Source organism: Rothia endophytica, assembly GCF_039543885.1.
GTDB classification, from domain to species: Bacteria; Actinomycetota; Actinomycetes; order Actinomycetales; family Micrococcaceae; genus Rothia; species Rothia endophytica.
The window spans coordinates 781,514-799,023 of sequence record NZ_BAABKP010000001.1 but is presented as its reverse complement, the minus strand read 5'-3'; the positions used below and the strand labels follow the sequence as shown (position 1 = coordinate 799,023).

The window sequence follows — 17,510 nt, the reverse complement described above, 5'->3', positions numbered from 1 at the left end:
GGTCAGCCTTTATGAGGTGGCTGCCCATTTTCTGTCTCTTGTGCAGTGTTGAGTGATGTCACGGTGTGCACAGAGGCTGCAGGAGGGTTTAGACTGGGTTAGAACTGTACATATTCACAGCGGTGCCACTAGGCGCCAACTGACCAGAAAGATATACGTGGATCAGCGAAAAATTCGTCTTGTAGCCGTTGGCGATGATCTGCTCGCAGGCGTCGGGGATCCCCGCACCCTCGGGTGGTTCGGTCGAGTCATGGCGCGCACCCCTCAGACCTCAGCTTCGATTGCTGCTTACAACCTGGCTGCTCCTGGTGAAGGTAGTGAGATGCTCAACAACCGCTGGTTTGAAGAGGCATCTCGTCGTTTCGCGCAGGGTCATGAAAACCGTCTGGTCATTGCGCCTTCTAGCTATGACATTGATTTAGGCATGACCAGTGCCCGCTCACGCCTCAATCTTGCCAACATGGTGGATATGGCGTCGCAGAATAACGTCAAGGTCCTTGTTGTGGGCCCGCCCCCCACTCTCGATACTGAGCGTAACCGCAAAATTGCTGACCTCTCAGCCGCTTACGCGGATGTGGTGACCCGCCGTAACCACGTCTATGTTGATACGTTCAACCCGCTTCTGCATCACGAACAGTGGCGTAACGATCTAGCCGCTAATGACGGGCGCCCTGGTCAGTCAGGCTACGGCCTCATCGCATGGCTGGTGTTGCACCGCGGCTGGTACAACTGGTTGCAGATTTCAGAACCTGTTTAAACACGAGAATCAGGCGCCCCTTTCACCGAGCTTACGTTCACAACCTGGCTCGTGAAAATGCAAAGCGTGCCGAGATATGCGAGAATAGGAAGAAGTGCCATTTAATGGTGCTACCGACCAATAGCTGCGCTACCCCGGTACTGCAGTTCCACCTTTATCAAGGAGGCTCATATGAGCAAGCGCGGTCGTAAGCGTAAGGATCGCCGTAAGGGCGGCGCGAACCACGGTAAGCGCCCCAATTCATAAGGCAATAAAAAGGGCCCTCACTTCGGTGAGGGCCCTTTTCATGGGTAGATTTACCTCGTGCGCCTAAGCGCTAGGGTGCTCGTGGTGACCTTCAGAGTGAAGCTCATCTATGCGAGCTCGAATTTTCGAGGTAAGGCTGGTGGGAGCTGTCTCTGTGCAGGTTCGGCGTATCGCTTGCCGGATAATGCACTCAAGATCATATTCTTTAGCGCAGTGGCTACATTCGGCCAGGTGCGCTTGTAACTCTTCCAGATCCTGACAGCTGATGGGGTCATCAAGGTATTCGTAGATACTGGCGAGTCGTTCAGCGCAGGGATTGTCTGCGGTGCTGGGGAGGGTTTCATTCATGCGAATCTCCTTTCCTTTTGTCTTTTTTATATACCCGTGATACCGCGGTCAGTAGCATAGTCGGACAACAAATCTCGCAGGAGCTTACGCCCCCGGTGAAGCCTGGACATCACCGTTCCGATAGGGGTGTCCATGATTTCTGAGATTTCCTTGTAGGAGAACCCTTCAACATCTGAGTAGTAGACCGCCATGCGGAAATCCTCTGGAATGGCTTGCAGAGCCTCTTTAATATTGGAGTCAGGTAGGTGTGACAGGGCCTCTGTCTCGGCTGATTCTAGCCCCTTGGAATCGTGTGCGCCCGCTTGAGCCAACTGCCAATCTTCTACAGTGTCAGTATTCGCTTGCTGCGGTTCACGTTGCCGCTTGCGGTAGACATTGATGTAAGTATTCGTCAGAATACGGTAAAGCCAGGCTTTTAAGTTGGTTCCGGGCTTGTACTGGTGGAAGGCTGAAAAGGCTTTCATATAGGCCTCTTGCACCAGGTCTTCAGCGTCCGCGGGGTTACGGGCCATGCGCAGGGCTGCAGCGTAGAGTTGGTCTACGTATTGCAATGCTTCGCGCTCAAAACGTAGCTTTCGTTCAGCGTCGGTCTCCGGTGCGGCGCCGGAGGCACCTTCCGCAGCTTCAGGTTTACCTGCCACGGGTGAGGTTGTGGTGGTCATTGCCCTCCAATTGTCTTCTTTCGCTGATTTCTAACTCTACCGGTGATGACACTGTGGCACGAACGTCCTATAGGGTTCAAGATACAGCGGTTAGCTTTTATTCCCAGGCACAGTTTTTCAGTAGATGTTGCGCAGAGCGCACCGTTGAGAAGTATTTATTATGTAAGCTTAGTGATAGGTAGAAACTGCCGATTCCCGCGCGAGGGAAAAGCATTCTAATGAGGAGGAACTCATGTCACTAGTACGCCGTTTGGCCCGCCCTATGTTGGCTTCAAGCTTTATTGTTTCAGGGGTGGAACGTTTGCGTGACCCAGATTCAACTAAGCATCTGTCCAAGGCAATCGGCCTAGCGAGCAAGGCTGCACCTCAGCTTCGTGCGCTAGAAGGCCAGGAGAAGCTAGTCGGTCAGGCTTTAGCAGGTTCACAGGTTGTAGCTGGCGCTCTATTTGCCCTCGGTAAGCTACCGCGTTTCTCATCGACTGTCCTGCTCGTTACTGGCGCAATCAATGCCTACGTTGAGCATCAGGCTTCTGAGGCTCAGACAACAGAGCAGAAGTCAGCCCGCCGCCAGTCAACCGTCCGTAACGCATCGTTGCTAGGTGCTGTAGCTATTGCTTCAGTAGACACCGATGGCAACCCCTCACTTGCCTGGCGTGCCAACAAGCTAGGTCAGCAGGTCGCTAAGAAATCATCGCAGCTGGCTGGTGACGTTAAGGACGCCAGCAACGATGCCCACAAGAAGGTTGAGAATCTCTTTGCCTCCTAGAGCAAGTTTTTCTAGGCATTCATAGTTCGAGAAACCCCGCACCCTATCGGTGCGGGGTTTTCGACTGTCTATCGAGGGGCCCTAAAATGGTGAGTACACTGTGAAACAATGTAGAACGGAAGCAGGTATTGGCGTAGTGAGCGTGAATAATTCAGCGATGGCATCTGGCGACTGGGGAGCACCAACTCTGAGTGGAGCCGCGGATGCCTCAGCTCTGGTGGAAATTCCCGGATCTAAGTCCCTCACCAACCGCTATCTGCTTCTAGCCGCTCTAGCGGAAACCCCTTCCCTGATTCACGCCCCCCTGCATTCTCGGGATTCACAGCTCATGGTTCAGGCTCTTACCCAGCTTGGTGCCAGATTCGAAGAGATTCCAACGAACTCCTCTTTTGGACCTGATCTTAGGGTTCATCCCATTGATTTTTCAGCTCCAGAACGTTCGGTTTCAATTGATGTGGGTCTGGCAGGAACCGTGATGCGGTTCGTTCCACCGGTTGCGGCGTTGCTTTCAGGCTCTTTTGCTTTCGACGGTGACCCCCATGCCCGTCAGCGTCCTATGGGTCCCGTTATCGACTCACTTCGTGCCCTGGGCGCCCAGGTGGAAGATGCCGGTGTAGGTGCCCTCCCTTTTACGGTTATCAGTGATGGTTTGATTGTTGCTAGCGAGCTAGAAATCGATGCTTCCGCTTCATCTCAGTTCGCTTCTGCGGTCTTGCTCGCGGCCTGCCGTTTTGAAAACGGGCTGACCCTTCGCCATATAGGCTCACCCATTCCTTCTATGCCGCATGTCGAGATGACTCTCGAGACCATGCGCCAGGTAGGTATTGACGTTTCTTACGATGGGCAGAACACCTGGCAGGTTGCAGCCTCACGGTTCCCTGGCTTTGAGGTGACGATAGAACCTGACCTTTCGAATGCTGGGCCCTTTCTGGCAGCTGCCGTAGTTAGCGGTAATACAGTTATCATCCCCCGCTGGCCGCTTGAAACAACTCAGGGCGGTAATGACTGGCTTGAGATTCTCCCGGCCTTTGGTGCCGCAGTATCCCTCGAGGCTGGAGAGCTAAGGGTGACCGGCCCTGCTGCGGGAGCCTCCTCCCAGTACCCCGGCCTGAACTGGGATTTATCAGAAGCCGGTGAATTAGCGCCGACCGTTGCCGCTATCTGCGCCCTGGCCAGCACCCCCAGCGTCCTTTCGGGTATTGCCCACCTTCGAGGCCACGAGACAGATCGCCTAGCCGCTCTTACCCAAGAGATTAATAGGCTTGGCGGTCAGGCTCAAGAAACTGCTGACGGCATTCGAATTGAGGCACCGGTAGAACACGGTGATTTCTTCAGAACCTACGATGACCACCGTATGGCGACCGCAGCAGCCATTATCGGGCTGCAGGTTCCCGACGTCGTGGTGGAAAATGTAGAGACCACAGCCAAGACGCTACCGGGGTTTACTCACTTATGGCAGAACATGCTGGACCAGTGGAAGGGGGCTCAGTAATGCGCCAGCACTGGGATGAAAGCGATGTCAAAATTCGCCCCAACAAAAAGGGCTCACGCCCCCGCACTAAAGACCGACCAGCCTATAAAGAAGCCACCATCGGCAGAATTATCACCGTAGATCGGGGCCGTTACACCGCAGTGGTAGATGAAGGTACCGCCCAGGAACGCTCAGTAACAGCGGTCAGAGCCAAAGAGCTACGCCGCTCCCCTATCGTGGCGGGAGACAAGGTTGGTCTCGTAGGAGATATCAGCGGCAAGCCCGATACACTCGCCCGCCTCATCCGCATCGAAGAGCGCACTAACCTCCTTCGCCGAAGTGCCGACGATACTGATCCGGTCGAGCGTGTTGTCGTCGCCAACGCTGACTACTTGGTTATCGTAGTAGCCGCCGAAAATCCTGAGCCGCGCACAGGGTTCATCGACCGATCCCTGGTCGCAGCCTTTGATTCCGGTCTTAAGCCCATTCTCTGTATCACCAAAACTGATCTCAAGCACCCCCAATGGCTGCTAGATTACTACCGGAATGTCGATCTGACCATCCTGCTATCAAAGGCTGCGGACGGCAGGGCACCCAGTGAACAGGGTTCAGAGGGGCTCGATGTGTCTCTGGTTGAGCAGCTCCACACCATTTTGGACGGTTCAGTCTCGGTGCTTCTGGGCCACTCAGGTGTGGGTAAATCAACCCTTGTCAATGCCCTGACTGGCGCTGAGCGAGCTACGGGGCACGTCAACGCTGTGACGGGTAGGGGGCGGCATACTTCCTCTTCAGCCCTGGCTTTGCAGCCCCGTGACAGCAAAGCTGGCACCTGGATTATCGATACTCCCGGGATCCGATCCTTCGGGCTGGCTCACGTTCCCGTAGAAAACCTAGTCGCAGCTTTTAGCGACCTAGCCCCCGGCGCGTTAGACTGCCCAAAGGGCTGCACCCACTCCCTTACCGCCCCCAACTGTGGCCTTCAAGCATACGTAGAGGCTGGGCAGGCGGGGGAAGCCGGTGCCGAACGCCTCGAGTCGCTTCGCAAACTACTACGGGTAGATGAGCAAGAAGGCGATACAGAAAAAGAACTTGGCAATTTAGAACATTAACGAGCAACTATGAATACTAATTACACCGATGACTTGCGCCTGGCGCACATTATGGCGGATACCGTTGATCGGCTGACCCTGACTAAATTCAACGCCCACGATTTCACTGTGGAGACTAAGCCAGACCTCACCCCCGTTACAGACGCTGACCGTGAAGCCGAGCAGCTCATCCGCTCCCAGCTCTCACGGGTACGCACCCGTGATTCAGTGTTAGGCGAAGAATTTGGTTCCACCGGCACCTCCCCCCGTCAGTGGGTTATCGACCCCATTGACGGAACCAAAAACTTTGTACGCGGCGTCCCGGTCTGGGCTACCCTTATTGCTCTGCTGGAGCACGGTAAACCGGTAGTAGGTGTGGTTTCAGCGCCGGCATTGCAACGACGTTGGTGGGCTGCAGAGGGCACGGGGGCCTACACCGGCCGCTCACTTGCCAAGGCAAAACGTATTAGCGTGTCAGCGGTTAACCGACTGGAGGATTCCTCTTTTTCTTATTCATCGCTCAGCGGGTGGAAAGAACTGGGTCTGCGGGACAGCTTTATCGACCTTACCGATCAGGTGTGGAGGACCCGCGCCTACGGAGATTTCTGGTCCTACTGCATGGTCGCTGAAGGTTCTGTTGACTTCGCTGCTGAGCCAGAGCTCAACCTTCACGATATGGCTGCTCTTGTGCCCATTATTAAAGAGGCAGGCGGCAGTTTTACCTCTCTAGCAGGTGTAGAAGGGCCTCACGGTGGCAACGCACTGGCTTCTAACGGCAAACTTCACCAGGAGGTTCTGAACTATCTAGGGACTGAAAAAACCATGGGTTAAAAGAAAACTCCCGGGGTCATCAACTCCGGCAGTTTCTTTATTAAGCATTCTCAGCGACGCATTCTGCGATTGCCTCTTCATTACCTAAATATAAGACTTCGCAGTTAGCTTGCTCGGCGACTCTCATGAACCAAGAGGTCACCAGCAGCATGCCAATGGCTAAAGGTATACAAAGAGCTCCGGCGATGATACCGCCCCAGGCCATTCCGTTTGTTCTGCCGGTGAACTGTGTTCTTTGACTAGCTGACTTTTGCCGCAGGGCTAAAATTCCAAGCACTAGGTGTGATGTCCAGGGACGTTGTTCTGGCCCCCGCCCGTAATGACACCGTGCCGATTCAAGAAGTATCTGTCCAGACCGCTTGCCATTGAAATTGAAGGCATGTTAGAGTTTGGGGCATGTCGAGTCCCGAATCAGACAGGTCAGGGGTTGTCGGTCACACCGCCAGCCCCTTGAACCACTAGTTACGACGCCCACGATCTGTGTGGGCGTATGTCTGGCGTACCCGGGGCGCTGGCCGTGGTGACAAGAAGAACCATTTCTTGATCTCACACCTCGGAGTACTCGATGCCTTTTGCCCTTTACATGCTTGCCCTGGCGGTCTTCGTCATGGGCACTTCAGAATTCATGCTCGCGGGATTGCTCCCCGCGATCGCGACCGAACTTGACGTCTCGGTCGGCACTGCGGGCCTGCTGACCTCCGCATTCGCAGTCGGTATGGTCGTCGGCGCGCCAGTGATGGCGGCATTCGCTCGCCGTTGGCCACCGCGGCTCACATTGATCGTTTGCCTTCTCGTGTTCGCGGGAAGCCACGTCATCGGAGCGATGACACCAGTGTTCTCTCTCCTGCTCATCACCCGGGTGCTCAGCGCTCTCGCAAACGCAGGATTCCTCGCCGTAGCACTGAGCACGGCCACTACCCTCGTGCCAGCGAACCAGAAGGGGCGTGCACTGTCGATCCTGCTCTCCGGCACGACGATCGCAACCGTCGTGGGCGTCCCCGCCGGGGCACTGCTCGGCACAGCGCTGGGCTGGCGAACGACGTTCTGGGCGATCGCCATCCTCTGTATTCCCGCGGCCGTTGGAGTCATTCGTGGCGTCACGAACAATGTTGGTCGGAGCGAGACTAGCGCGACCTCACCAAGGCTCCGTGTCGAGCTCAGCCAGTTGGCGACGCCGCGGCTCATCCTGGCCATGGCACTCGGAGCGCTGATCAACGGAGGGACCTTTGCGGCATTCACCTTCCTGGCACCCATCGTGACCGAGACCGCGGGCTTGGCCGAAGAGTGGGTGTCCGTCGCGCTGGTGATGTTCGGCATCGGATCGTTCCTTGGCGTCACGATCGCAGGACGACTATCAGATCAACGACCTGGCCTCGTGCTCGCAGTCGGCGGACCGCTATTGCTGACAGGCTGGATCGTGTTGGCAGTGGTCGCATCTCATCCCGTTGCGCTTATCGTCCTCGTCCTCGTTCAGGGATTCCTGTCGTTCGGCGTCGGCAGTACTCTGATCACGCGTGTGCTGTATGCAGCATCGGGTGCGCCAACGATGGGCGGTTCGTACGCAACCGCAGCATTGAATATCGGAGCTGCAGCGGGGCCCGTGCTTGGTGCGCTCGGGCTCGCGACCGGGCTGGGGCTGCTCGCGCCGGTTTGGGTCGCTTCGGTGCTGACAGCGATCGCTCTCGTCATCATGCTTCTCACCAGACGCGCGCTTACGAAGACCGCGGCGGAGGCCAATTGATGACCCATCCGAACGCTCTTCTCACTCCTCGTGCCCGTCTCCGGTTAGCTCGGCTGATTGTCGAAGACGGCTATCCGGCCACGATCGCCGCAAAGATGTTCATGGTCTCCCCGATCACTGCCCGGAAATGGGCAGGCCGCTACCGGGAAGAGGGTGAGTTTGGGATGCAGGATCGCTCCAGCAAGCCGCACCGGATCCCAGGCAGGACGCCCGAGCATGTCAAGAAGAAGATCATCAACCTGCGCTGGCGGCTTCGACTGGGGCCAGCCCAGATCGCTGCGCGACTTGGTCTCTCGACGTCGACTGTTCACGCGGTCCTCGTCCGTTGCCGCGTGAACCGCCTCTCGCATATCGATCGTGTCACTGGCGAGCCATTGCGGCGATATGAGCATCCTCATCCGGGATCGTTGATTCATGTCGATGTCACGAAGTTCGGCAACATCCCCGACGGCGGTGGACATCGTTACGTAGGTCGGCAGCAAGGCGCACGGAACAAGCTCGCGACTCCGGGATTACCACGAGGAAAAGATCACAAGCCGCGCACCGGGACGGCGTTCGTTCACACAGTCATCGATGACCACTCCCGCGTCGCATACGCAGAAATCTGGTCGGATGAGCAGGCGAGCACAGCGGTGGGAGTTCTCGAACGCGCCGTGGCCTGGTTCGCCGAACGAGGCGTGACCGTCGAGCGAGTCCTATCCGACAACGGGTCGGCATACAGATCCCACGCATGGAGGGACTTCTGCGCTCGGCTCGGCATCCGACACAAGCGGACACGCCCCTACCGGCCGCAGACGAACGGGAAGATCGAGCGATTCCACCGCACGCTCGGGGACGGCTGGGCCTATGCCAGGTTTTACGGTTCAGAGGCCGAACGACGCCTGGCGCTGCCCGGCTGGCTCCACTTCTACAACCACCACCGACACCACTCTGCGATTGGCGGCGTACCCTTCGACCGACTCAACAACGTCCCTGGACATCACAACTAGGGCTGTGACTGCGGGAATCGTAGCCAGCAGTGCCAAGCCGCCAGCAAGCAAAACTGTCATATAGGCGGCAGCGGCGCACATGACTGACATGAATGCGGTGAAGTAAGCGCGCCCGCGCTTATCGCGGGTTATTTGGCCGTAAGGTCGGCGGTAGGCTACTGGAACCCGGTAGGCTTCAGGCTCACCTGGGGTAGAAAGGTCATAGGGGGCAGCCTGTGGTGGCTCAGGGTACGGCTGGACGCCGGACGCCCCAGCCATGGGGGCTCTTGGTGGCTGCTGAATCTGGGGCACGGCTTCCTGCTTTCCACTCTAATGTGTTCTCTAAGTCTCTATAGGTTAGATTATCAGTTCACCCAAGGATCAGAGGCCTTATGAGGAGTCCGGTTCGATTGCACCAGCGGCAAATAGGGCCCGTTTGGGCATGCCATAACCGGGGGTAGGGTTAGTGCTATTAGCGGGTCAGCGGTAAGAAAGCGTGCTTCACGGCTCGCCTTAAGAGTTCTCAGCGCTCTCAACGAAGAACCGGCAGTGACCAAGAGCAGATTTTTTTAATACGTTGCTGACCAAACTCATCAAATCTACTTATCAAGTGCTTGCCTATCGAGATGTCTCTCTCTCCCCCCTCCCCTGAGACGATTGATGAGAGCACTCGTCAAAACCATGGACGAGATCTTGGGCCTTAATAGGCGCCCTGGGGTTCAGGAAGCAAACGAGAGTGATAGCTAGACCAACCCCGGGTTTTCACTGTTCGAGGCTCTCTCAGCCTATCTGTGTCTTTTAGACACAAAAAGCCCCCTGACCCTATACTTCAAGGGCCAGAGGGCGGTCTGTGGAGATGCGGGGAATCGAACCCCGGTCCGATGTGGCGTCAACGGGTCTTCTCCGTGCGCAGTTTGTGAAAGCGGTATTTTCAGCTACCCTGCTTGCGCAAACACTTACAGGGCCTAACCTATTCACATAAAAGTCCCGTTTACCCCTGTGAACTGGGCAAACAGCAGTGGCCTTTTAAACTGATGGTAGTGACTGAGCCAAAGGCATGCTCAGGCTACCAGACTGCATCGCTGGGTTAATTAGGCAGCGAGTGCGAAGTCAGTGCGCTTAGATTCTGCACTTATTTTTTTGCAGAGGGCGTTAACGAGATAACTCTGCATCCTCGGCACGCTTCATCCATTTCAACTCACATCGTCGAAACCGATCATCCCCATATTCTTTTATCAAAGAACCCGAATAAAACGTTACCTAGCAGCCTCTAACGATGTTCTCGTATAAAAATGCCAGCTCGTCATTACTCGGATACCCCAGTTTACACTTGTCCTCTACCCGTGTAAAGGTAGAGGACAAGTGAGTCGTTTGAGAAACACCCAGGCTTAGTTATCGGAGGTGCTGATTCCCATCTGCTGATTGATGCACTGCTCTAACGCAACCTGATCATTAGAATAATCAGCGCATTCCAAAGCAGCTCCGCCTGCCCATCCAAAGAGTATTCCCATAACGATGGCAGCGAGAAGACCCAGTGTGCTGAGGACGATGCCGGTAATAGCCATTCCCTTACCATCAGCCTGACCCTTGTTAGCTTTCACCAGAGCAACGATGCCCAGGATTAGACCAACTAGACCAAAAATACCGCCAATCAGCATCCAGCCGCTGAGGAAGGCAAGGATACCGAGCACTAGCGCTGCGATAGCCAGCCCCTTCGGCTTGGGCTGCTGGTAAGTGGTGTAACCGTTAGCTCCGTAGGTTGGCTGCTGGTAGCCCTGTGAGTAGTCAGTAGCAGGCTGGTTGTAGGCTTGCTGCTGAGCTCCGTTGTAGGAAGGGGCATTCGTTGAATAGTCAGTTGGGTTGCTGCCAGCAGCTGCCTGGGATCCAGCCTGGCTAGTTGAGTTAGGCTGACCATCGTTGTTTCCTGAAGCAGAGTACTGCCCGGGTACGTAGTCGCCGTAAGGGTTTTCGTTGTTATTTCCGGTGGTCATCATTTACTCCTTGAGTGTTTGGTTGGGTCTTAACCGAGATTCTTATAGCGCATAGCCTTGTGAGCTTCAAGGTTATCCTGCCGCTCACGAAGCGCTTGGCGCTTATCATAATCGCGTTTACCGGTGGCTAGCGCGATTTCTACCTTGGCCTTACCGTTGGTGAAATAAAGCTTGAGCGGCACAACTGTGTAGCCGCTTTCGCGTAATTTCTGGGCAATTCTATTAAGTTCGCTGCGGTGCAACAGCAGTTTACGCCGGCGGCGGGCTGTGTGGTTGGTCCACGAACCGCGGCCGTATTCTGCGATATGGATATTCTCTAGCCATAGTTCATCGCCGTACATCTGGCAGAAACCATCGGTGAGGGATGCTCCACCATCTCGTAAGGATTTGACCTCTGTACCTAGGAGCACCAAGCCGGCCTCCCAGGTTTCGATGATGTTGTAATTGTGCCGAGCCCTGCGGTTGGAGGCGACCATACTATTATTTGGGTCAGCCTTAACAGGTTTTTTCTTAGCCATTCTTACTCTTTGTCTTTTCTTTCAGCTCGTGCAGCAGCTCGCCATCGCACCCCAGCATCAATAAAACTATCTAGCCCTCCGTCAAAGACTGCACTGGGGTTGCCTTCTTCATGGTTGGTGCGTAGATCTTTAACCATCTGGTAGGGGTTTAGTACGTATGACCGCATTTGATCGCCCCAACTTGCCTTAACATCGCCGGCGAGTTCTTTCTTCCGGGCGTCTTCTTGCTCTTTTTGGAGGAGTAAAAGCCGTGATTGAAGCACTCTGAGGGCAGCTGCCCGGTTTTGTATCTGAGACTTCTCATTTTGCATCGAGACAACTATTCCGGTGGGAATATGCGTCATGCGAACCGCTGAGTCAGTAGTGTTGACTGACTGGCCACCTGGTCCAGATGACCTAAACACATCAATTTTTAACTCGTTCTCAGGGATATCTACGTGGTCAGTCTGCTCAATGAGGGGTATTACCTCGACTGCCGCAAAACTGGTCATTCGTTTTCCCTGGCTATTGAAAGGCGAGATGCGAACAAGGCGGTGTGTGCCAGCTTCAACAGAGAGACGTCCGAAAGCGAAGGGTGCTTTGACCTCGAAAGTCGCTGATTTGAGGCCGGCTTCCTCAGCATAGGAGGTATCCAAGATATTAACCTCGAGCCCGTTGCGTTCAGCCCAGCGGGTATACATCCGTAATAGCATTTCAGCGAAGTCAGCTGCATCAACACCACCGGCCCCAGCGCGGATTGTGACTACAGCGTCACGCTGGTCGTACTCCCCAGAGAGCAGGGTTAGTACTTCAAGCTCAGCCAGCTTGGCACGAATAGTGCTTAGCTCTTTTTCGGCATCTGCAAGTGCCTCAGCATCGCTGTCTTCTTCACTGAGCTCAACCATGATCTCAAGCTCGTCCAGGGCTTCTTCAATTTTGAGGAGGCGGGCTAAATCTGCTTGTTTATGGGAGAGTGATGATGTTATTTTTTGGGCGTTCTCGGGGTCATCCCAAAGCTCAGGTGCACCAGCTTGCTCTGAAAGATCTTCGATGGCACGGCGCATACCTTCGATGTCGCTTACCTCTGCGATGGAAGCGTAGGTTGATCGAAGGTCTCTGATTTCAGCTGAAAAGTCTATGGATGCCATGGGTATTAAGCCTATCTGAAATTTATAAGCTCTGTGAGTTTCTTACCGCCGTTTTACTCAAGGGCAGAAAGTAGAGCAGCGGGGAGCTTTTCTCTACTGTTGCTGGGTGGTCTGAACGCGTGCTCTGCCGGTAACGGTGATGGGGACACCATCAGGAACCACTACCGACAACAAGGGCGGATAGGCCGTTGAGTTGAGTACCACTACAGCCGTATTGGAGGTGGAGACACCTGTAGCTGGATTAATGATTAGGTTATTAAAATCAGATGCTGCACCACTCTCCCCGATAAAAGTTTGGACCGTTGAGTTAACCGTTGTCGGGTTTAGCCGGGGCACAGCCTCACCTGCTCCTGCAGAGCTGATGCCTTCTACCCGCTGAGCAGCAGCGCTGGCACTCTGATCGGCCAGTGCCTGAAGTCGGTGTCTTTCCAGGTACACCGAGCTCACGGCCACCACCGTGGAGGCTACTAATAAAAGCACGAGGCAGAGACCCACTATGAGCAACAGAATACTGCCCTTCTCGCTGTCTACAGAGTGTTTATTGTGATGGCTTAATAGCAAAGCTCGGTCTCTTAAGCGGACTGTAGTCATTATGAGTAGAGCCCTCCCCAGCTAATAGCTTGAGAAGTCATCGTTGCAATAGTTGGAGCACCTGGCCAGGGTATAAGCGGCAACTGCACTTCGATTGAAACACTGACTGTTAGACGCTCGCCGTTAGCGCAGCTATCTTCGCATCCGAACTGAGTGCTGACCTTGCTCGCATCCACGCCGTAGTCACTGGCTGCCCGCTCTGCCACTGATTGGGCAGCACCTTGACCTCTTAGGCTAGGTTCAACTTGTTGCACATACTGAAGAGATTGCTGACTAGCATTAGAAGCTGCAAAAGCTCCAGACTGGAGAGCGAAAACGGAGATGAGAAAATACATGGTGGGCAACATTAGCATGGTACCCAGCACAATAAACTCAATCAGAGCATTTCCGTTCTCGTGATGGTCCGTGCCTGCAGGTGAGGATTCATCGGGTTGCCTCTTAGCTTCTGTAGATTCTGCGCGTTTGCTCACCCTAAGCATGTCACTGCTGAACCACGGCATGTCCGGTCACCTCCCAGGATGAGACGAAACCAAAAGGTCCCAGCAAGGGAACAGGTGCTTGAATACGTACCTCAACAGCAGGTACGCCCTGCCAGTCAGTAATTCCTGTGGTGACATCTGCTTGGTAGGAGTCCGGCAGAACACTATATAGAAGCTCTACAGCTCTAGCGCCACCATCTTCTGGCTGTCGATCCAGCAGCGCCCCGTATCGAGCGCCTTGCGAGGCAGCATCCTGCACCACATTTTTTGTGAACATAGCAAACGCTATTTGCAGGACACCCAGAAAGAGTAAGACCACCATAGCCGAAACCATGACGAACTCCGCGGTAGCGTTACCCTTTTGAAGATCCTCGCGCACCATATCTTTAGCGGCTCAGCATCGACATAGCGTTATTAAACATCCCGATGAGCGCATCTTGAGCAACCACAAGAATCGCAGCGACCAGAATCGCGGTCATCATGGTAATCATGACCCAGCCAGGTACATCCCCTCGTTCGCTGTGATCTTTCGAAGTAGACGGGGTAAAAAGAGACAACATCACTTTCAGATAGGTTTCGTTCATAAGATTCTTCATAGCGGGGTTCCTTCTTTTCGATATAGCTGTGAGTAGGTGGTCAAAAATTTAGATTGAGAAGTGAGATACCTGGAAACATCGCAAACAATACGGTGAGTGGCAAGATAAGGAAAACAACCGGTGTCATCATGCCGATTTCTTTCTTGCCAGCGGTTTCCATCAGCTCTCGTTTAGCGTGATCCCTGACGTCCTGGGCTTGAGCTCTAAGCACATCAGCTAACGGTGTTCCTCGCTCGATAGCGACAATGAGACCATCTACAAATCGAGATAAAGCTGCGACGGAAGTTCTACGAGAAAAGCTCTGTAAGGCACTCAGAAGACTTTCACCAGAACGGGTCAGGGCTAAAATCTTACGGAATTCCTTTGAAAGCTCACCGTTTGAGCTACGCACCACCCGTTCAAGAGAACCAATTGCTGACTCACCAGCTGTTACCGATAGTGCCATCAGTTCAGCCAGCGCCGGGAACTCGGCAAGCATTGCCTTTTCACGCTTATTAATCTGTTGAGTCAACCAGTAGTCCCTCCCCAGGAAACCGCAGGCGCCAGCCAGCAGCACGAGAATCAGACCGGTAATTATTCCTACCTGTCCCCTTACTGCACCCATCACCACCAAAAACAGTGCCAGGGTCAGAGCTCCAATGCTCCACAGAACTTGCTGCACGCGGTACTCAGAGACGGTGAGTCCACCTCCCCACTGCTCAATACGTTTCTCCAGAGAAGCGGTATCTAGGCTACTCCTACCCAAGGTCTTGTACATTGTCTCGATGGCCGGTGCCAGCATAGCTGTAAACCCACCATATAAACCTTCAGGTAAATTGCGGAACTCACTCACCGAATTTTTTCTCAGTTCAGCTGCACGAAGTTGAGAGGCAATACGCTCAGAAAAGTCCTCGGTTCGGTGCACCAGCGTGCTGAGAATAATGAGCCAAAGGCCACAGGCTAAACTCAACCCTAAGATAACTTCGAGGTTCATGCCAGCACCCGCTTTTCTTCAGGCAGTGAACCTATTCTCATCATCAATCTGTAAGCAAAGATCGTAATAAGCAGGCCACCAGATAGAACTACAAATCCAGCCACACTATTATAGATTTTTAGTGTACTGGGTTGAGTAGCCATAAGACCTAGGACTATCCACGGGGCAACACTGGCCAGGCGTGCGGCATTGACCGTCCACGATTGACGAGCCTCGAGCTCAGAACGGGTTCTGGTATTTTCTCGAAGGAACATACTCAGCGTTCCTAATAGTCGGCCTAAATCAGTACCGCCAACCTCACGCGTTACTTTAAGAGCTTCGATGATGTTATCTGCTGTAGGATCACTGAGCCGCGTCTTCAGACGTTCCAGTGCAGGAACAAACTCACCACTAGCTCTATAGTCTGAAGCGAAAGCTGCAAAAGCTGGCCTGAGAGGTTCCGGGCCGCGGTGTTGAAGTTGCATCAGAGCTTCCGGAAGAGACATTCCGGCTCTGATAGCAGACCTGAGATGATCCACCGCATCTGGCCACAAATCCCGTAACACGGTTTGTCTACGCTTTGCGCGGTAACGTATCACCGTTCGGGGTAAAAAGATTCCTATCACCCCGCAAATGATCGCCAGTGGAACTATGCCTGTGAGCGCCAATGCGATGATCGTAAGGAAGAGAGCAGCCACCAGCGACATTGCGAAGAATAATTTGACCGATACCTTCTCAAGGTCAGCTTGCCTCAACATAGTCTGCAAGCTGGATGCCTTACGGACCTTCAAAGGCTTATTCTGTGTTTCCTGCCAGAAAGACACCCAAATAAAGAGGAATCCAACTCCCATCATCAAACCGATAATGACGCTTATCATGCTGAATCCCCGGTGTGACTGAGAAGGGTCTCTGGGGAAAAACCCGCCCTCCTAAATTTATCCTGAGAAGGTGTTTCTGAGCCAACACACACGAGGCGGCCCTCACGCTGGGTAAAAAGTGTCGAAGTCTCAATTATTCCGTTCTCGACCCTGTTGCCTACAGCCACAATTTCCTCTACTCGCCGTTTTCCTTGTAGGTCACGGGCACAGTGGACCACTAGATCAAAGCATGATGCTACGGTTGGAACCACAAAGCCTGATGAGATATTGTCACCGGCGAGCAATGGCAGGGTACAAATTTTTGTTATTGCATCCCTGGCAGAGTTGGCATGAATAGTACACAGACCGGGTAAGCCAGAGTTGAGAGCAATGAGCATATCAAGGGATTCTGCTTCGCGGACTTCGCCGATGATAAGGCGGTCAGGGCGCATGCGCAATGCTTCTTTCACAAGACGTCGCAGCGGAATTTCGCCCTGTCCCTCAAGGTTGGGTTGCCTGCACTGCATATTGACGACATCCCTTAAGGGTATTTTGAGTTCAAAGATCTCCTCACATGTCACAACACGTTCACGCATACCGATTGAGGCTGTTAAACAGTTCAACATGGTGGTTTTACCAGCCTGGGTAGCTCCCGAAACAAGAACGTTAATACCGCTAGCAATGGCAGCATCAAGAAAGCGAGCAGCCTCTGGCGAGAGTGAACCTAGTTTCACGAGATCGTTGAGACGCGTTGCTCTGGCAATGAACTTCCGGATATTCACAGACCAGTGCTTCCTGGTGATATCGGGGATTACAACGTGCAACCTGGACCCGTCAGGCAGGGAGCTATCGACAAAAGGGGTACTAAGGTCCAGACGGCGTCCAGAGGTTTTCAGCATTCGCTCAACTAGCGCTCTAATTTGCTGGTCGTCCAGAGAGACACCGGTTAGCTCAGATTCTCCTCCCCGAGCGACAAATATCTCGGTGGGTGAATTAATCCAGATTTCTTCAACATCAGGATCATCAAGAAACTTTTGGATTTCACCAAACCCACACACTCTGTCGAAAAGCACGTGGTGAAGAGGCACAAGGTTATCGACTCTAGGAACAATCCCCCTGAGCATTCTCTGTTCGTAGGAATCGATAGCTCTGGTGATGAGTTTTCTGGCCTCATCAGGTTGAGTCAGGGGATCAATATTGCTCTGACGCACTAGGTCACGCACGTCCATCTCAAGCAGACGTTCAGCTTCGATTACGGACACTGTCATTCCCCCCTTATCCCAGCTCCCGAACCCTCAGATATAAGCACAAACATAGCTTTGATATGGTGGAATATCCAAGCCTAATCACCGGGTTGTGGATAACCTACTCCACGAAATAGCAGAACGTATTTAGCTACTAACCAGTAGCCATCCTTTGACTAGCAGGAATAGATTTATCCTCATTTTGGGGTGACTCAGGGTGAGAGGTGTACACAAAGGACTATAAATGCGTAACATATTGACACAATTTTCGACCATA

General features: G+C 53.7%; 21 protein-coding genes and 1 other RNA gene. 9 read left to right on the top strand and 13 right to left on the bottom strand.

Annotated elements, in window-relative coordinates; all coding sequences use genetic code 11:
- The first annotated feature begins 157 nt into the window (after positions 1 to 157).
- Positions 158 to 757, top strand: a complete 600-nt coding sequence (locus tag ABD982_RS03595) for a GDSL-type esterase/lipase family protein (RefSeq protein ID WP_345444813.1) — start codon at positions 158 to 160, stop codon at positions 755 to 757.
- A 171-nt stretch (positions 758 to 928) separates the two neighbouring features.
- Positions 929 to 1,003, top strand: a complete 75-nt coding sequence (locus ABD982_RS11300; RefSeq protein ID WP_377129465.1) for a 50S ribosomal protein bL37 — start codon at positions 929 to 931, stop codon at positions 1,001 to 1,003.
- Between the two features lie 63 nt (positions 1,004 to 1,066).
- On the opposite strand, the gene rsrA is transcribed toward ABD982_RS11300, so the two are convergent.
- On the bottom strand, positions 1,067 to 1,351 hold the full coding sequence (rsrA, locus tag ABD982_RS03590; protein WP_345444811.1) for a mycothiol system anti-sigma-R factor: 285 nt from the start codon (positions 1,349 to 1,351) through the stop codon (positions 1,067 to 1,069).
- A gap of 26 nt (positions 1,352 to 1,377) precedes the next feature.
- Positions 1,378 to 2,013 (bottom strand): sigma-70 family RNA polymerase sigma factor, encoded by a 636-nt coding sequence (locus ABD982_RS03585; RefSeq protein WP_251379039.1) that lies wholly within the window; start codon positions 2,011 to 2,013, stop codon positions 1,378 to 1,380.
- Positions 2,014 to 2,245: 232 nt separating this feature from the next.
- On the opposite strand from ABD982_RS03585, the gene ABD982_RS03580 reads away from it, so the two are divergent.
- The 7 genes from ABD982_RS03580 to ABD982_RS03555 all read left to right on the top strand — a co-directional run bounded on the left by ABD982_RS03580 (position 2,246) and on the right by ABD982_RS03555 (position 8,899).
- Positions 2,246 to 2,779 (top strand): DoxX family protein, encoded by a 534-nt coding sequence (locus tag ABD982_RS03580; RefSeq protein WP_345444808.1) that lies wholly within the window; start codon positions 2,246 to 2,248, stop codon positions 2,777 to 2,779.
- 136 nt (positions 2,780 to 2,915) lie between these two features.
- Positions 2,916 to 4,271, top strand: coding sequence for a 3-phosphoshikimate 1-carboxyvinyltransferase (aroA, locus tag ABD982_RS03575; RefSeq protein ID WP_345444806.1), 1,356 nt, complete (start codon positions 2,916 to 2,918; stop codon positions 4,269 to 4,271).
- Entirely contained in the window at positions 4,271 to 5,359 is a 1,089-nt protein-coding gene (rsgA, locus tag ABD982_RS03570; RefSeq protein ID WP_345444804.1) for a ribosome small subunit-dependent GTPase A, read from the top strand. The genes aroA and rsgA overlap by 1 nt, the downstream gene beginning before the upstream one ends.
- A gap of 9 nt (positions 5,360 to 5,368) precedes the next feature.
- Complete coding sequence (hisN, locus tag ABD982_RS03565) at positions 5,369 to 6,169, top strand: histidinol-phosphatase (RefSeq protein ID WP_251379043.1); 801 nt, start codon at positions 5,369 to 5,371, stop codon at positions 6,167 to 6,169.
- A gap of 490 nt (positions 6,170 to 6,659) precedes the next feature.
- Entirely contained in the window at positions 6,660 to 6,713 is a 54-nt protein-coding gene (locus ABD982_RS11295) for a chloramphenicol resistance leader peptide (protein ID WP_011113070.1), read from the top strand.
- Positions 6,714 to 6,734: 21 nt separating this feature from the next.
- Positions 6,735 to 7,910, top strand: coding sequence for a chloramphenicol efflux MFS transporter Cmx (gene cmx, locus ABD982_RS03560; RefSeq protein WP_345444802.1), 1,176 nt, complete (start codon positions 6,735 to 6,737; stop codon positions 7,908 to 7,910).
- Complete coding sequence (locus ABD982_RS03555; RefSeq protein WP_012359994.1) at positions 7,910 to 8,899, top strand: IS481-like element IS5564 family transposase; 990 nt, start codon at positions 7,910 to 7,912, stop codon at positions 8,897 to 8,899. The genes cmx and ABD982_RS03555 overlap by 1 nt, the downstream gene beginning before the upstream one ends.
- An 827-nt stretch (positions 8,900 to 9,726) precedes the next feature.
- On the opposite strand, the gene ssrA is transcribed toward ABD982_RS03555, so the two are convergent.
- The 11 genes from ssrA to ABD982_RS03500 all read right to left on the bottom strand — a co-directional run bounded on the left by ssrA (position 9,727) and on the right by ABD982_RS03500 (position 17,257).
- Positions 9,727 to 10,102: a transfer-messenger RNA gene (ssrA, locus tag ABD982_RS03550) on the bottom strand.
- 164 nt (positions 10,103 to 10,266) lie between these two features.
- Positions 10,267 to 10,872 carry a DUF4190 domain-containing protein gene (locus ABD982_RS03545; protein ID WP_345444797.1) on the bottom strand — a complete coding sequence of 202 codons (606 nt, stop codon included), beginning with the start codon at positions 10,870 to 10,872 and terminating at the stop codon, positions 10,267 to 10,269.
- A 26-nt stretch (positions 10,873 to 10,898) separates the two neighbouring features.
- Positions 10,899 to 11,387 (bottom strand): SsrA-binding protein SmpB, encoded by a 489-nt coding sequence (gene smpB, locus ABD982_RS03540; RefSeq protein ID WP_345444795.1) that lies wholly within the window; start codon positions 11,385 to 11,387, stop codon positions 10,899 to 10,901.
- A gap of 2 nt (positions 11,388 to 11,389) precedes the next feature.
- Positions 11,390 to 12,514, bottom strand: coding sequence for a peptide chain release factor 2 (prfB, locus tag ABD982_RS03535; RefSeq protein ID WP_345444793.1), 1,125 nt, complete (start codon positions 12,512 to 12,514; stop codon positions 11,390 to 11,392).
- A gap of 93 nt (positions 12,515 to 12,607) precedes the next feature.
- The gene (locus tag ABD982_RS03530) at positions 12,608 to 13,105 is read right to left on the bottom strand and encodes a pilus assembly protein TadG-related protein (protein ID WP_345444791.1); all 498 of its coding nucleotides are present in this window, start codon (positions 13,103 to 13,105) and stop codon (positions 12,608 to 12,610) included.
- A complete protein-coding gene (locus tag ABD982_RS03525) occupies positions 13,105 to 13,575 on the bottom strand; it encodes a hypothetical protein (RefSeq protein ID WP_251379049.1) in 471 nt (156 codons plus the stop codon). Before ABD982_RS03525 ends, ABD982_RS03530 begins: the two co-directional genes overlap by 1 nt.
- Positions 13,576 to 13,585: 10 nt before the next feature.
- Positions 13,586 to 13,966, bottom strand: a complete 381-nt coding sequence (locus ABD982_RS03520; protein WP_251379050.1) for a TadE/TadG family type IV pilus assembly protein — start codon at positions 13,964 to 13,966, stop codon at positions 13,586 to 13,588.
- Positions 13,967 to 13,970: 4 nt separating this feature from the next.
- A complete protein-coding gene (locus tag ABD982_RS03515) occupies positions 13,971 to 14,180 on the bottom strand; it encodes a hypothetical protein (RefSeq protein ID WP_345445794.1) in 210 nt (69 codons plus the stop codon).
- A gap of 40 nt (positions 14,181 to 14,220) precedes the next feature.
- Complete coding sequence (locus tag ABD982_RS03510; RefSeq protein ID WP_345444788.1) at positions 14,221 to 15,153, bottom strand: type II secretion system F family protein; 933 nt, start codon at positions 15,151 to 15,153, stop codon at positions 14,221 to 14,223.
- On the bottom strand, positions 15,150 to 16,010 hold the full coding sequence (locus tag ABD982_RS03505; protein WP_251379052.1) for a type II secretion system F family protein: 861 nt from the start codon (positions 16,008 to 16,010) through the stop codon (positions 15,150 to 15,152). Before ABD982_RS03505 ends, ABD982_RS03510 begins: the two co-directional genes overlap by 4 nt.
- On the bottom strand, positions 16,007 to 17,257 hold the full coding sequence (locus tag ABD982_RS03500; RefSeq protein WP_251379053.1) for a TadA family conjugal transfer-associated ATPase: 1,251 nt from the start codon (positions 17,255 to 17,257) through the stop codon (positions 16,007 to 16,009). The genes ABD982_RS03505 and ABD982_RS03500 overlap by 4 nt, the downstream gene beginning before the upstream one ends.
- Positions 17,258 to 17,510: the final 253 nt, after the last annotated feature.